Here is a 14,757-nt window from a genome sequence, read left to right as displayed (position 1 = left end):
CCGCCCCCGGCGGGAGGGCGGGCGCGCTGCGATCGGACCCGGGGTCCCCGCGCCGGTCAGGGGCCGTCGGCGAGCTGTCGATAGGCATGCCCCCAATGATCCGCCACGCTGCTCACCGTGGGTTCGAACCGGGTCCAGTCGAGCTGCAGCCCCTCGCACCCGATCTCCACCGCCACCCCCGCCGGCCCGTTGACGTAGAAGGACAGCATATTGTCGTTGCAGTGGCGGCCGAGCGTCGCCATCAGCCCCAGCCCGTGGGCCCCGACCCGGTCGAGGCAACGCCCGACCTCGTCGACGTCCTCCAGCTCGAGCATGAGATGGACGATCCCGGTCGGCGACGGCTGGCTGAACAGCGCGAGGCTGTGGTGGCGGGGATTGTCGGCGTGCATGAACAGCACGCGCATCGGCGGGACGCCCTCGATCGGCAGCGCGATGGTCAGGTCGTCGCTGGCGCCGAAGCCGAGCACGGAGCGGTAGAAGTCGTGGGTCTCCTCCAGCGCCCCGGCGGCCGGGACGACGACATGGCCGAGCCCCATCTCGCCGGTGACGAACCCCCGGACGCCGGCCGGCGACCGGAAGGGATCGCCGCACCCGGTGCGCTCGCAGTAGAATTCGATGATATTCCCGGCCGGGTCCTCGGTCGCGAAATAATCGGCGACGCAGCGTTTCGCCGCGCCGGCCGCATCGCCGTCGCGCAGCTTGAGGCCGAGGCCGTTCAGCCGCTCGTACAGCGCGTCATGGTCCGCCCGCGACGCCAGCTCCCAGCCGATGCCGCTCAGCCGATCGGCGTCGCCGGCCTCGACGCGGATGCGGAACGGATGCTCGTCGATCTTGAGGCGGACGTCCCCCTCCGTTCCGGGGACGTCCATCGCCCCGATGACGCCGGTTCCGAAACGGCGCCAGCCGGGCAGGTCGGCGGAGGTGAAGCTGAGATAGCCGAGGCGCGAGACTTTCATGGGCCGACGGCCTCCGCTTGCCGGGCGGCACCCATCCGCGCAGTGAGGAAATGCTGGAGATGGGCGTTGAACAGCCCGGCCTGCTCGACCATCACCCAATGGCCACAGTTCGACAGGAGCGTGAACGCGCAGTCCGGGCTGGCATCGAGGAATTTCGAGAAGCCCGACATCGGCGTGAACTGGTCCTCCCGCCCCCAGAAGCCGAGGATCGGGCAGCGGATATTGCCCAGTTCGTGCGCCATCGACGGCACCTTCAGCCGTGACAGCACCTCGACCGGCTGGGTCCGAAGGACCTCGAACCGTTCGTCGACCAGCCCGTCGTCGACCAGCGACGCATCGTGGACCAGCATGCGCAGCAGCGACCGCAGCCCTTCCCGGTCGAGCGTCCCGCCGACGAAGGCCGACACCATGCTGCGGATGCCGGGCATGGCATAATAGACCTCGCTCTCCTCGATGCCACCGGGCGCCATCAGCACCAGTCCCTCGACGCGTTCGGGATCGTCGAGGGCGATGCGGATCGCGACCGCGCCGCCGAGCGAATTGCCGACAAGCACGCAGCGTCCGACGCCGATCGCGTCGAGCGCCTGCCGGATCGTCCGCGCGAACAGGTCGGTGGTGTAGTCGCAGCCGACCGGCTTGCTCGAATGGCCGAAGCCGATCATGTCGAGGACGATCGCCCGGCGCCCCGCCGCCACGATCGCGTCGATGTTCTGCTTGAAATTGCTGTAGCCGCTCGCGCCCGGCCCGCTCCCGTGCAGGAACGCGACCGCCGGGCCCTCGCCATAGCTCAGATAATGGATGCGGTGTTCGCCGACGGCGACCTCCTGGCCCCGTGGCAGCAACGGCTCAGGCATTGCGGCCTCCCTTCCCGATCAGATGAAATAGTCCTTGTTCTCGCCGCCCAGCACCATCGCGCCATAGTTGCGCGCCAGCGGCACCGGGTTGTTGGCGACGTGCGCGCGGGCGATGTGGATGTCGTGCCAGATGGCCTGGATCTCGGAATCGAGGAACACGCTGCGCCCGCCCGCCACGTCGAACAGCAGGTCGACCGCCTCCATCATCCGCACGACGGTCGAGCCGGTCTCGTAGCGGCACCGCGCCCGTTCGAGCAGCGATATGTCCTCGTCCCCCGCGATCGCGTCCATCAGCCCGTCGAAGTTGCGCAACAGCGTCGCCTCGGCGCGGTCGATCAGGCTCCTCGCCTCGGCGACGCGGCGCAGGATGTCGGGATCGCCGGTGCCCTTGCTGGGGTCGGTGCTGCTCGATCCGATCCGCTCGGCGAACAGCGCGAGCGCATGGCGCGCCGCGCCGATCGCGGGGGCCGCGACCGTCGCGGTGAAGACCTGCCCCCAGGGGAGGCCGTAGAGCTTGTCGGGCTGGTCGTGGAGCCGCCGATAGCCGTCCATCTGCGAATGGATGCGATAGTCGGGAACGAAGACCGGCCGGTCGATGACGATGTCGTTCGATCCGGTGCCCTGCAGGCCCATCACCCGCCAGCTGTCCTCGATCGCATAGTCCGCGCGCGGGACGAGCAGGGTCTGGAGCAATGGGCGGCCCTCGACGATCGCGCCGAGCAGCACCCAGTCGCAATGCCCGCTGCCCGAGCTCCATCCCCAGCGCCCGTGCAGCATGACGCCGCCCTCCACCACCTCGGTCCGCGCGCCGACCGGGTTGTACGAGCTGCTGACCCGCCGGTCGGGATCGGCGCCATAGACCTCCTGCTGGGCGCGCCGGTCCATCAGCGCGATCTGGAAGGCGTGGACCGAGATGATGCCGCCGATCCAGGCAGTGCTCATGTCGCGCTCGGCGATCCGGATCAGCGCGCGGAGCCATTGCTGCGGCGTCGCTCCGGCCCCGCCCAGGCCGCGCGGCACGAACGACCGGAACAGGCCGGCCTCGCGCAGCGCCTCGACCGAGGCGGCCGGCACCTGCCGCGCCTCCCGCCCCGCCTGGGCGTTGCGGGAGATGAGGTCGAGACAGGGCCCGACGTCGATGGCGTCGCCCGTCTCCGGCGGCGCGGCCCGCGATGTGATGGTCGCCATTGCGCTTCTCCGTTCAGCTGGCCGCGCCATGGGCGTCGGCTTCGAGGTCCATGGCGATGTCGGGCGGACGCTGTTTGTGCGTCGGCACGTGCCGGCCATCGACCTGTTTCCAGAAGCTCTCCGCCTGGTCGCGGGGATTGTAGAATTGCCGGTACCAGATCCTTCCGAGCGCGAAGTTCCGCTCGGTCGGCAGGCCCAGTATCCGGATCGCGGGCTTCTTGTTGGCCCAGATGTCGAAATCCTGCTGGAAGGCGCTCAGCACCTCGTCCTGCATCCGCCGCGCCGCGGCCTTCAGCGCCTCGTCGGGGGCGTCCCCCGGCGACCGCAGCAGGTTGTTGTGCCAGACCTTGGTGACGCCGTCGTCGACGGGCGTGTGGAAGATGAACTCGATGCCGCGGACGTCGCCGATCGATTGCCGCGACAGCAGCAGGCCCGGCCCGGTATACCAGGTGTAGGTCATCAGATAGGCGTCATATTCGCGCCGGAAGCCGCCCTGCCGCTGATAGTAGAGCGGGCCGGCGAACTGGTTCTCGAAATATTCGCAGGGCGATCCGTGGGTCGGGCCGAGATGGTTCGAATCCGCCATGTTGTCGAGGATCTCCTGGGGATGGACGTTCAGCGTCCCCAGATGGTCGTAGGCGCCATTGATCCAGTCGGGCCGGTCCCATTCGGGCAGGGCCGGCGGATCGACGTCGGGGGCGCCGTCCTCGGGATCGTGCCACATCATGATCGCCCCCATCACCTCCCGCACGTCGTAGGAGCGCAGCTTCGCCGCCTTGGGGCAGGGGCCGTCATAGTCGGGGATGTGGTCGGCGCGGCCGTCGGGGGCATAGCGCCAGCCATGATAGGGACAGCGGATCGAATCCCCCTCGATCTGCTCGCCATGGACGGCGATCGAGGCGCTGGCCGACGCGGCGAGATGCGCGCCCATATGGCTGCAATGCGCGTCGAGCAGGACCAGCCGTCCGCTTTCGCCGCGATAGAGCGCGAAGTCCTTGCCGAAGAAGCGCAGCGCCAGCGGCGCGCGCCCGAGTTCGGCGGCGTCCGCGATCATGAACCAGCCGCGCGGGAAGGCGAAGTCGCCGAGTTTGTAATCCTCCGATCGTGCCACGCCTCGTTCCCGTCCTTCCCTGAAATTGAAGATCGCGCCGCCGCGCCTAGGCCGCGTGCGGGCGGGCGACGCCGGGCGCGCTTCGCGCCGCCATCAGCCGGTTCGCCGCCCGATAGGCCATGGTCAGCGCCGGGCCGAGCGTGCAGCCGGCGCCCGGATATTTGTCCCCCATGATCGACGAGGTGCAGTTGCCCGCGGCGAACAGCCCTTCGATCGCCACGCCCGCCTCGTCGAGCACACGGGCATCGTCGTCGATGCACAGCCCGCCCTTGGTGCCGAGGTCGCCCGGATAGAGGCGCGCGCCGTAGAAGGGCCCCTTGGCGACCGGGCCGAGGCAGGGGTTGGGCGACACCCGCTCGTCGCCGTACATGCGGTCGTGCGCGTCGCCGCCGCGCCCGAAGCGGGCGTCGACGCCCTGCCGCGCGAAGCGGCCCATCTCCTCGGCGGTCGCCTTCAGTCCCGCCGGATCGATGCCGAGCTTCGCCGCCAGCCCGTCCAGGGTCGCCGCCTTGACCAGCAGGCCGCGCTTGCCGAACGCGCCGGGGTTCATCCAGTCGGGCGATAGGCTCGCCTGCAGCAGCCCGCCGAACATGTATCGGGAACGATAGGTCCGGTCGAACAGGACATAGGCGGGGACGCGATCCTTCACGTCATAGTCCTCGCCATAGATGCAGGTGCCGTAGGAATTATAGGTGATCGCCTCGTTCATGAAGCGCCGGCCCTTGCGATCGACGATGATCAGCCCCGGCTTCGACTTCTCGAAGAACAGGATGATCGAACGGTCGCCCCACCGGACCGCCGGTCCCCACCAGGCCTCGTGCATCAGCCCGGTCGCGGCGCCGATCGCGCGCCCGGCGGCGATCAGGTCGCCGGTGTTGCCGGGGCTGCCGGCGGACCAGTCGGGCGAGGTCGGGTTGGCGATATGGGCGGGCCGCATCGACGCGCTGCGCTCGAACCCGCCCGCCGCGACGATCACGCCGCCGGTCGCGCGCCAGCGCTGCTCGCCGCCGTCCGCCGCCGTGACGACGACGCCGTGGACCCGGCCGTCCTCGACCACCAGCCGGGACACCGGCGCGTCGAGCCGGAACGCGATGCCGCGCTGGCGGAGCGCGAGGAACAGCCGGCCGACCAGCGCCTCGCCCATGCACAGCCGCCGGTCGCGCCCGCCGCGCAGCCGCGCCTTGAGGTCGGTCGCGTAGCGCAGCAGCGCGCCCGTCGCGATCCGCTGCCAGCCCTTCGCGACCGCCTGGATCTTCGACGCCTCGGTGATCGTCAGGTTGATCCTGCCGAACGCCTTCGACGATGGCGGCATCTGCCGCAGCCGGGCGAAGTCGGCGCCGAGCCGGTGGCCGTCGAGCGGCGCGCAGTCCATCGTCCGCCCGCCTTCCCGCCAGCCGGGCATGGCTGGGTAATAATCGGGATATTTGGCGACCGGGCTGTAGGGGACGCCGATCTCCCGCATATAGCCGATCATCTCGGGCGCGGTGCGGATATAGGTGCGGATCGTCTCGTCGCGGATCTGGTTCGCCGGGATCACGGCGCGCAGATAGGCGAAGGCCTCCTCCTCGCTGTCGGTCTGGCCGACCGTGCCGATCGCCGGGTTGTTGGGGACCCAGACGCCGCCGCCCGAGGTGGCCGAGGTGCCGCCGAAGCGGTCGGTCTTCTCCAGCACCAGCACGCGCGCGCCGAGATCGCAGGCGCGCACCGCCGCGAGCAGCGCAGCCGCGCCCGATCCGACGACGATGACGTCATAGGTGCCGTCCCAGCCCTGGCCGCCCGCCGACCCCGATCCGATAGTGGCTGGTCGCATCGCTTCACTCCCATGCCCGCCCGGACGCCGCCGGCGCCGCCGCTCCTCAATCCCGTCATCGGGCTATGGCGGGACGGGGTTCACCTCAAACTCGCTTTTGATCGCGAAACCCTTGCCGGAACCCCGGAAATCGGGACGTCCGGCGGGTTGGACGACCGCATCCGCCGCCGTGAAAGCGAGTTTCTATTGAGCGATATCCGATCCCATATCCGGGTCGTCCGGCGGGATCGGCGCATCATCGCCTCCGCAGGAGAGGCGGCGCGCCCGGCACGGCCGCGAGCGGGAGGTCGAGCCATTATTTTCGAGACGATCAGATATGAGGTCGACGACGGCGTCGCGCGCATCGAGCTGAACCGGCCGCACCGCCTCAACGCCATCAACAGCGTGATGAGCCGCGAGCTGCCCGAGATGTGGCGCCGCTTCGACGCGGACTCCGACGCGATCGTGGCGGTGGTGACCGGCGCGGGCGACAAGGCCTTCTGCACCGGCGCCGACCTCGCCGACCTGCCGGAGATGCTTCTCGACGAGCAGGGCGCGCCGTCGATCGCCTCGATCCGCTGGACGCCGCTCCAGAACCAGGTCTGGAAGCCGGTGATCTGCGCGATCAACGGCGCGGTGATGGGCGGCGGCCTGCACTTCGTCGCCGAATGCGACATCGTCCTCGCCTCGGAGAGCGCGACCTTCTGCGATCCGCATGTCAGCGTCGGCCTCGTCTCGGGGCTGGAGACGATCGCCCTCGCCCGGCGCATGCCGATGGGCCCGGTGCTGCGGATGGCGCTGGCCGGCAGGGACGAGACGATCACGGCGCGGGAGGCGCAGGCGCTCGGCATGGTCGGCGAACTGTGCGCGCCCGACGCGCTGATGCCGCGGGCCCAGGCCCTCGCCGCCAGGATCAGGCGCAACTCGCCGAGCGCGATGGCCCGCACCAAGCGCGCGATCTGGAGCGCGAAGGAGACCGGGCTGACGCAGGCCTCGCTCGACGCCTGGACGGTGATGATGCGCCACAACCAGACCCATGATTTCGCCGAGGGCGTCCGCGCCTTCACCGAGAAACGCGCGCCGCGCTGGGCCCCCTATTCCGGCGTCGAGCCGAACGAAGCAGGACAATGACCGAGATAAGATTTGACGACATCGCCGGGCTCGAGGCGCTGGTCTCGGCCGACTATGGCCCGTGGAGCGAAGCCCGCACCGTCACCCAGGCGGACATCGCCGCGTTCGGCGAGCTGACCGGCGACCGCCAGTGGATCCATGTCGACGTCGCCCGCGCGCGGGCCGAGAGCCCGTTCGGATCGACCATCGCGCACGGCTTCCTGATCCTCTCGCTGATCTCCGACATGCGCAAGAGCGAGGGGTTCCGGATCGTCGGGCACGGCAACGCGCTCAACTACGGGATCGACGGCCTGCGCTTCATCCGGCCGGTGCCGGTCGACTCCGCCGTCCACTGCCGGACGCGGCTCCAGGGCGTCGAGGCGAAGGACGGCGGGACGATGATCGAGCTCGGCCTCGCCGTCCATGTCGTCGGGCAGGAGGTGCCCTGCCTCGTGCTGCGCTGGAAGCTCTTCTACCGGCCCTGAGCAGAGAGGAATCGCCATGATCCAGGGCATCCCCCTGCCGGCCACCGACGATCCGCTCGATGCCGAATTCTGGGCGCGGGCGCGCGAGGGCCGGCTGGTCGTGCAGGGCTGCGGCCAATGCGGCGCGCGGCGCTTCCCGCCGCGCCCGATGTGCCCGCACTGCCAGTCGGAGGAGGTCCGCTGGGACGAGGACCCGGGCGGGGGACATATCTGGTCCTTCGCCACCCCTCGCCCGCCGCTGCTGCCGGCGTTCGAGGCGCTGCTGCCCTATGTCGTGATCGTCGGCGCGCTCGACAGCGACCCGGCGATCCGCATCGCCGGGATGCTGGACGGCGATCTTCCGGACGGCGACGCGATCGCGATCGGCCGGCCGATCCACCTGGTCTTCAAGGCGGTCGGCGACGACTGCGCCCTGCCCTTCTGGCGCCTCGGCCCGAAAGCGACATCGCGCCCGTCCGGGCGACCAAGGGAGATTCCGACGTGACCACCCCCGCCGATCCCGCCGCCGCGGAGCTGCACGACTATGCGCTGGACGACCGTTACCGGAAGACGTCCGGCAGGGTCTATCTGTCGGGGTCGCAGGCACTGGTCCGCCTACCGATGCTGCAACGGGTCCGCGACCTCGCCGAGGGCCGCAACACGGCCGGCTTCATCTCGGGCTATACCGGCTCGCCGCTCGGCGGATACGACACCGCGCTGAAAGCGGCGAAGAAGGAGCTCGACGCGCACCACATCGTCTTCCAGCCGGGCCTCAACGAGGAGCTCGGCGCGACGGCGGTGTGGGGATCGCAGCAGACCGACCTGTTCGGCGAGGCGCGCTACGACGGGGTGTTCGCGCTGTGGTACGGCAAGGGCCCCGGCCTCGACCGCGCCGGCGACGCGATCAAGCACGGCAATTATTCGGGATCGTCGAAGCATGGCGGGGTGCTCGTCCTCGCCGGGGACGATCATGGCGCGAAGTCGTCGACGACCGCGCACCAGAGCGACCACGGCTTCATCCATTACGGCATCCCCTATTTCAATCCGGCCTCGGTGCAGGACTATCTCGACTATGGCCTGCACGGCATCGCGCTGTCGCGCCATGCCGGCTGCTGGGTCGGCATGAAGTGCGTGACCGACACGATCGAAAGCTCGGCGTCGGTCGACATATCCGCCGTGGAGGCGCCGATCCTGCCGCCCGAGGCGGAGGCGCAGGGCCAGCCCGGCCGCAACGCCCGCTGGGGCGTCCACCCCGTCCTTGCCGAGCAGTCGCATTACCAGAGGCGCCTTCCGGCGGTGCAGGCCTTCGTCAAGGCGAACCGGCTCAACCATCCGGTGATCCACGCCGAGGACGGCCTGCTCGGCATCGTCACCGGCGGCAAGGCCTGGCTCGACGTGATGCAGGCGCTGGAGGAGCTGGGCCTCGATCGCGACGGCTGTCGCAGGCATGGCGTCGGCGTCTTCAAGGTGGCGATGCCCTGGCCGCTCGAACCCGACCTGATCGCCGATTTCGCACGCGCCTATCGGACCATCCTCGTCGTCGAGGAGAAGCGCCCGATCATCGAGCAGCAGCTCGCCGGCCTGTTCGTCAACGACCGGTCCGCGCCGATCCTGATCGGGAAGAACGACGAGGCGGGATCGCCGCTGATCCCGTCGGTGGGCGAGCTCAACGCCCCGCTGCTGGCGGCGGCGATCGGATCGACCCTGGCGCGGCTCGGCGCCGGTCCCGGCCCCGCCGCCCGGTCCGCGCCGGCCGCGACCGGCGCCGGACAGGCCGCCGGCCTCGTCCGCCTGCCGAGTTTCTGCGCGGGGTGTCCGCACAACGGCTCGACCCGGGTGCCGCAGGGCAGCGTCGCCTTCGGCGGCATCGGCTGCCACGGCATGGCGACCTTCCTGCCCGAGCGGAACACCCCGACGCTGTTCCAGATGGGCGGCGAGGGCGCGCCGTGGATAGGCCTGTCGCCCTTCACCGAGCGGAAGCACATCTTCCAGAATCTCGGCGACGGCACCTATTATCATTCGGGCCTGCTCGCGATCCGCGCCGCCGTCGCGGCGAAGGTCAACATCACCTACAAGATCCTCGTCAACGACGCGATCGCGATGACCGGCGGACAGGCCATCGAAGGCAGCGTCCGCGTCGACGCCCTCACCCGGCAGGTCCATGCCGAGGGGGTCCGCCGGATCGCGGTGGTCAGCGACGACATCGACAAATATCGCGCCGGCCATGATTTCGCGCCGGGCGTCACCATCCACCATCGCGACGACCTTGCGGCGGTGCAGGAGGAGCTGAGGGAGGTCGAGGGCGTCTCGATCCTGGTCTACGAGCAATATTGCGCGACCGAGCTGCGCCGCCGCCGCAAGCGCGGCAAGGCCGAGGACCCCGACCGCCGCATCTTCATCAACCCGCGCGTCTGCGAGGGCTGCGGCGATTGCGGGGTGCAGTCGAACTGCATCGCCATCGAGCCGGTCGAGACCGGCTTCGGACGCAAGCGGCGGATCAACCAGTCGGCCTGCAACAAGGATTTCTCCTGCACCAAGGGCTATTGCCCCAGCTTCGTCACCGTCCACGGCGCCAAACCGCGCCGGCGCGGCTCCAGCGGTGCGGCGGCGCTTCCCCCCGCCGCCGCCGAACTGGCCGCGCGCTTGCCGACACCAAAGGTCGCGCCGCTCGACGCGCCGTTCAGCCTGCTCGTCACCGGCATCGGCGGCGCGGGCGTCGTCACCGTCGGCGCGCTGCTGGGCATGGCGGCGCACCTCGAAGGCAAGGGATGCTCGGTGCTCGACGTCGCCGGGCTCGCCCAGCGCAACGGCCCGGTGACCAGCCATGTCCGCATCGCCCGGCGGCCCGAGGACCTGCACGCGACGCGCATCGTCACGGCGGACCTCGTCCTCGGTTGCGACATCGTCGTGACGGCGGGACAGGAGGCGACGTCGAAGATGGTGGCGGAGCGGAGCCGTGCGGTGGTCAACACGCGGGTGGCGCCGACCTCGGCCTTCGCGAGCAATCCCGATCTCAACCTCGATGCGGGCGCCATGGTCGATCGGATCCGCGCGAGCCTGGGTGATGATATGAACGCCGCCTTCGTCGATGCCGGCAGGCTCGCCGACGCGCTGATGGGCAACGAGATCGCCACCAACCTCTTCCTGGTCGGCTATGCGATCCAGAAGGGCTGGATGCCGGTCGGGATCGACAGCGTGCTGCGCGCGATCGACCTCAACGGCGTCAGCGTCGAGATGAACCGGACCGCGCTGCTCTGGGGCAGGATCGCCGCGGAGGACCTCGCCGCCGTCCAGGCCTGCGCGTTCGGCGTCGGCAGTGGCGAGGGGGAGGCCCTTCCGCCGCAGGAGGAGGCACTCGGCGATCTCGTCGCGCGGCTCGCGGCGGACCTGGCCGCCTATCAGGACGCGGGCTATGCGCGCCGCTATCGCGCGCTGGTCGCCCGCGTCCGATCGGCCGACGGCGGCTTCCCGGAGCGGCAGGCGGCGCTGAGCAAGGCGGTGGCGCGCTATCTCCACAAGCTGATGGCCTACAAGGACGAATATGAGGTCGCCCGGCTCTATGCGGACGGCGCCTTCCGGCGCGCGCTGGAGGAGGCGTTCGAGGGCGACCTGCGGCTCGAATTCCACATGGCGCCGCCGCTGCTCCAGAAGCGCGACCCGCGCACCGGCCGCTACCGGAAGCGGACCTTCGGACGCGGCACGATGCGCCTCTACGCGCTGCTCGCGAAGCTCAAATTCCTGCGCGGCACGCCGTTCGACCCATTCGGCCGCAGCGCCCACCGCAGGGAGGAGCGCGCGCTGATCGTCCATTATGAAGGGCTGATCGAGGAGGTGCTGCGCCATCTCGACGCGGGGACCTACGACCTCGCGGTCGAGATCGCCTCCTATCCCGAGCTGATCCGCGGCTACGACAGCGTCAAGGACGAGCATCTCGAACGGGCGCGGGCACGGCTGGAGGAGCTGCGGCAACGCCTGCTCGATCCCGCCGCCGCGCCGCGCGCGCTCGAAACCGCCTGATCATTCGTCATCACGAGCGAAGGCCATCGCCATGCTGAAGGACAAGACCGCGATCGTCGGGATCGGGGAAACGCCGTTCGCCAGGAACCTGGCCGAGTCCGAATTCCAGCTCGCCTGCCGGGCGATCAAGGCGGCGCTCGACGATGCCGGCATCCACCCGTCCGAGGTCGATGCCCTGTCCTGCTACACCTATGAGGAGACGCCCGAGTTCGAGGTCGCCCGCGCGGTCGGCATGGGCGAGGTCCATTACCTCTCCCAGTCGCCGCACGGCGGCGGCGCGGGCTGCGGCGCGATCGGCCACCTCGCGATGGCGATCGCGGCCGGGGTCGCGAAGGTCGGCGTGGTCTGGCGCTCGCGCAAGCGCGGCGCGCGATCGAAGCGGCTCTGGGCCGGCGTGCAGGAAGTGGTCGCCGACCATTGGAAATGGTCGCGGCCGCAGGGGCTGCTTCGTCCGGTCGACGAGGTGGCGGTGCTGACCCGGCGCTACATGCACGACCATGGGCTGACGCGCGAGCAGCTCGCCGAGGTGGCGCTGTCGATGCGCGCCTATGCGGCCGGCAATCCCAAGGCGCTGATGGGCGGCCGGACGCTGTCGCTCGCGCAATATCTCGACGCGCGGATGATCTCCGATCCGCTCTGCCTGTTCGACAACTGCCTCGAAAGCGACGGCGCGATCGCGCTGGTGCTGGTCGGCAGCGACCGGGCCGCCGACTGCGCGCGCAGGCCGGTCCGCATCCACGCCTTCTCGCAGGGCATGAAGCGGCAGCACCAGCTGATGACCGACTATCATGCCGACGACCCGCTGCGCAGCTCGTCCTGGACATGCGCCGCCAACCTGTGGCGGCAATCGGACATCCAGGCCGCGGACATCGCCGTCGCCCAGCTCTATGACGCCTTCTCGCCGCTCGTCCTCTTCTCGCTGGAGGCCTATGGCTTCTGCGGCCGGGGCGAGGCCGGGGCGTTCGTGGCCGAGGGTCATCTGCGCCCCGGCGGCCGCCTGCCGGTCAACACCTCGGGCGGCAGCCTCGCCGAGGTCTATCTCCACGGCATGAACCTCGCCATCGAGGCGGTGAAGCAGCTGCGCGGGACGGCGCTGACCCAGATCGACGGGGCGCGGACCTGCCTGCTGACATCGTGCGACACGACCCCCAACGGCGCGCTGGTGCTGCGGAGCTAGGATGGCCGGGCCGACGGGAAGCAAGGGAAAACGAGTTAATATTGAGCCGCCTTACGCGGTACGCCCCTTCCCGACACCTCGGCGAAGGACCGGCGAACCGATGCCGCGGCCTGCCCGGAACAGGAGATGGATTTGGTGAGCGACGCGCTGTTCCTGCCGGTGAGACGGACGCTCTTTTCGAGCGAACATGTCATGTTCCGAACGACCGTCCGCAAATTCATGCAGGAAGCGGTCATCCCGAACCTGGATAAGTGGAACAGTCAATGCCACCCCGATCGCGAGGTCTGGCTGGAGGCGGGCAAGCTGGGCCTGCTCTGCGTGACGATCCCCGAACAATATGGCGGCGCGGGCGCCGACCGGAAGTACAGCACCGTGCTGATCGAGGAGCAGCAGCGCGCCAATGCCGCCGGCCCCGGCTTCGTCATGCATTCCGAGATCGTCGCCGGCTATATCGAGCGCTTCGGCACCGAGGAGCAGAAGGCCGCCTGGCTGCCGCGCATGGCGCGGGGCGAGGTGATCGGATCGCTCGCCATGACCGAACCGCGCGGCGGCTCCGACCTGCGGGCGATCTCGACCCGCGCCATGGCCTTCGGGGATCATTACATCCTCAACGGCGCGAAGACCTTCATCACCAACGGCTACATCACCGACCTGATCATCGTCGCAGCCAAGACCGAACAGGACGACGGCACCACCGGCCTGTCACTGTTCCTGGTCGAGGCCGATCGCGCCGGCGTCAGCAAGAGCATGCCCCTCGACAAGGTCGGGCAGAAGGCACAGGACGCCGCCGAGCTGTTCTTCGACGACGTCCATGTCCCCAAGGGCAACCTGCTCGGCCGCCAGGGGGAAGGGCTGCATTACCTGATGCAGGAACTCGCCTGGGAGCGGCTGATGATCGCGATCCGCGCCGTCGCGGGATGCGAGGTCGCGCTCGAGACCACCGTCGACTACGTCAAGTCGCGCAACATGTTCGGCAAGAGCCTGATCGATTTCCAGAACACCCGCTTCAAGCTCGCCGAGTGCAAGACCAAGACCCAGATCGCGCGCGTCTACATCGACAAGTGCATCGAGCTGGCCTGCGACGGGAAGCTCGATGCCGAGGCGTCCGCCATGGCCAAATGGTGGTGCACCGAACTGCAGAACCGGGTGCTCGACGAATGCGTCCAGTTCCACGGCGGCTATGGCTACATGCTCGAATATCCGGTCGCGCGAGCCTGGACCGACGCGCGGGCGCAGATGATCTACGGCGGCACGAACGAGATCATGAAAGAGATCATCGCGAGGAAGCTGTGACGGCGGCCGAGACGCATGGCGTGCCATCCCCGGACTTCCCGGATGCGGACGGCATCGCGCTGGTCATCGGCGGCAGCGGCGGGATCGGACGGGCGATCTGCGAGAAGCTTGCGGCGGCCGGAACCGACGTCGCGCTGACCTACCGCAGCAACCCGGCGACCGCCGACGAAGTGGTCTCCGCCGTCGAGCGCCACGGGCGAAATGCCGCTGCCCATGCGCTGGACATGGCCGACCCGGCGGACGTCGCCCGCGCCTGCGCCGGCATCGTCGCGCGGCACGGGCGCATCCACACCGTGGTCAACGCCACCGGATCGCATATCGCGATGAAGTATATCGGCGACATCGGCCCCGACGAGTTCGGCCGGGTGATGCGCGCCGACGTCGACGGCTGGTTCGCCGCCGTCCACGCGCTGCTGCCGCACATGCGCGCGAAGGGCGGCAGCTTCGTCACGCTGAGCACGACCGGCCTGTTCCGCTGGCCGGCGAAGGACGCGCTGTCGGTCATCCCCAAGGCGGCGAACGACGCGCTGATGACCGGCATCGCGCGGGAGGAGGGCCGCAACGGCATCCGCGCCAACACCGTCGCACTGGGGCTGATCGACGCGGGGCTGTTCCGCAAGCTGATCGGCGTCGCCTATGACGATGCCTATATCGAGGCGGCCAGACGCAATTCGGCGCTGAAGCGGCTCGGCACCGCCGACGAGGTGGCGGAGGCGGTGCTGTTCTTCGCCTCGCACCGAGCCCGCTTCGTGACCGGCCAGACGCTGACGCTCGATGGCGGCTACAGCCTCTAGCCCA

At 69.6% G+C, this 14,757-nt stretch carries 12 protein-coding genes; 7 read left to right on the top strand and 5 right to left on the bottom strand.

Annotated elements, in window-relative coordinates; translation table 11 throughout:
• Positions 1-56: 56 nt before the first annotated feature.
• The 5 genes from HRJ34_RS24200 to HRJ34_RS24180 are packed head-to-tail and all read right to left on the bottom strand — an operon-like array spanning position 57 to position 5,919.
• Entirely contained in the window at positions 57-956 is a 900-nt protein-coding gene (locus tag HRJ34_RS24200) for a VOC family protein (RefSeq protein WP_016745484.1), read from the bottom strand.
• Complete coding sequence (locus HRJ34_RS24195) at positions 953-1,810, bottom strand: alpha/beta fold hydrolase (protein WP_208632678.1); 858 nt, start codon at positions 1,808-1,810, stop codon at positions 953-955. The genes HRJ34_RS24200 and HRJ34_RS24195 overlap by 4 nt, the downstream gene beginning before the upstream one ends.
• Before the next feature lie 18 nt (positions 1,811-1,828).
• Positions 1,829-2,998 (bottom strand): acyl-CoA dehydrogenase family protein, encoded by a 1,170-nt coding sequence (locus HRJ34_RS24190; RefSeq protein WP_011952667.1) that lies wholly within the window; start codon positions 2,996-2,998, stop codon positions 1,829-1,831.
• A 13-nt stretch (positions 2,999-3,011) separates the two neighbouring features.
• Positions 3,012-4,109, bottom strand: coding sequence for a Rieske 2Fe-2S domain-containing protein (locus HRJ34_RS24185; protein ID WP_011952668.1), 1,098 nt, complete (start codon positions 4,107-4,109; stop codon positions 3,012-3,014).
• A 46-nt stretch (positions 4,110-4,155) separates the two neighbouring features.
• Entirely contained in the window at positions 4,156-5,919 is a 1,764-nt protein-coding gene (locus tag HRJ34_RS24180) for an FAD-dependent oxidoreductase (RefSeq protein WP_037505780.1), read from the bottom strand.
• Between the two features lie 147 nt (positions 5,920-6,066).
• Here HRJ34_RS24180 and HRJ34_RS24175 point away from each other — a divergent pair, with 147 nt between their 5' ends.
• The 7 genes from HRJ34_RS24175 (at position 6,067) to HRJ34_RS24145 (ending at position 14,753) form a co-directional block, all read left to right on the top strand.
• Positions 6,067-7,029 (top strand): enoyl-CoA hydratase/isomerase family protein, encoded by a 963-nt coding sequence (locus tag HRJ34_RS24175; protein WP_226948923.1) that lies wholly within the window; start codon positions 6,067-6,069, stop codon positions 7,027-7,029.
• Positions 7,026-7,493: a MaoC/PaaZ C-terminal domain-containing protein gene (locus HRJ34_RS24170; protein WP_208632676.1), complete on the top strand. Its 468-nt coding sequence runs from the start codon at positions 7,026-7,028 to the stop codon at positions 7,491-7,493. The genes HRJ34_RS24175 and HRJ34_RS24170 overlap by 4 nt, the downstream gene beginning before the upstream one ends.
• 16 nt (positions 7,494-7,509) lie before the next feature.
• Positions 7,510-7,977, top strand: coding sequence for a Zn-ribbon domain-containing OB-fold protein (locus tag HRJ34_RS24165; protein WP_041379179.1), 468 nt, complete (start codon positions 7,510-7,512; stop codon positions 7,975-7,977).
• Entirely contained in the window at positions 7,974-11,489 is a 3,516-nt protein-coding gene (locus tag HRJ34_RS24160; protein WP_208632675.1) for an indolepyruvate ferredoxin oxidoreductase family protein, read from the top strand. The genes HRJ34_RS24165 and HRJ34_RS24160 overlap by 4 nt, the downstream gene beginning before the upstream one ends.
• A gap of 31 nt (positions 11,490-11,520) precedes the next feature.
• The gene (locus HRJ34_RS24155; protein WP_208632674.1) at positions 11,521-12,666 is read left to right on the top strand and encodes a thiolase C-terminal domain-containing protein; all 1,146 of its coding nucleotides are present in this window, start codon (positions 11,521-11,523) and stop codon (positions 12,664-12,666) included.
• A 126-nt stretch (positions 12,667-12,792) separates the two neighbouring features.
• The gene (locus HRJ34_RS24150; RefSeq protein WP_016745893.1) at positions 12,793-13,959 is read left to right on the top strand and encodes an acyl-CoA dehydrogenase family protein; all 1,167 of its coding nucleotides are present in this window, start codon (positions 12,793-12,795) and stop codon (positions 13,957-13,959) included.
• Positions 13,956-14,753, top strand: a complete 798-nt coding sequence (locus HRJ34_RS24145; RefSeq protein ID WP_208632673.1) for an SDR family NAD(P)-dependent oxidoreductase — start codon at positions 13,956-13,958, stop codon at positions 14,751-14,753. The genes HRJ34_RS24150 and HRJ34_RS24145 overlap by 4 nt, the downstream gene beginning before the upstream one ends.
• Positions 14,754-14,757: the final 4 nt, after the last annotated feature.

Source organism: Rhizorhabdus wittichii (genome assembly GCF_017607425.1).
Taxonomy (GTDB): domain Bacteria; phylum Pseudomonadota; class Alphaproteobacteria; order Sphingomonadales; family Sphingomonadaceae; genus Rhizorhabdus; species Rhizorhabdus wittichii.
Note: the sequence above shows the minus strand (reverse complement) of the source record. Positions and strands in the feature narration are given on the sequence as shown.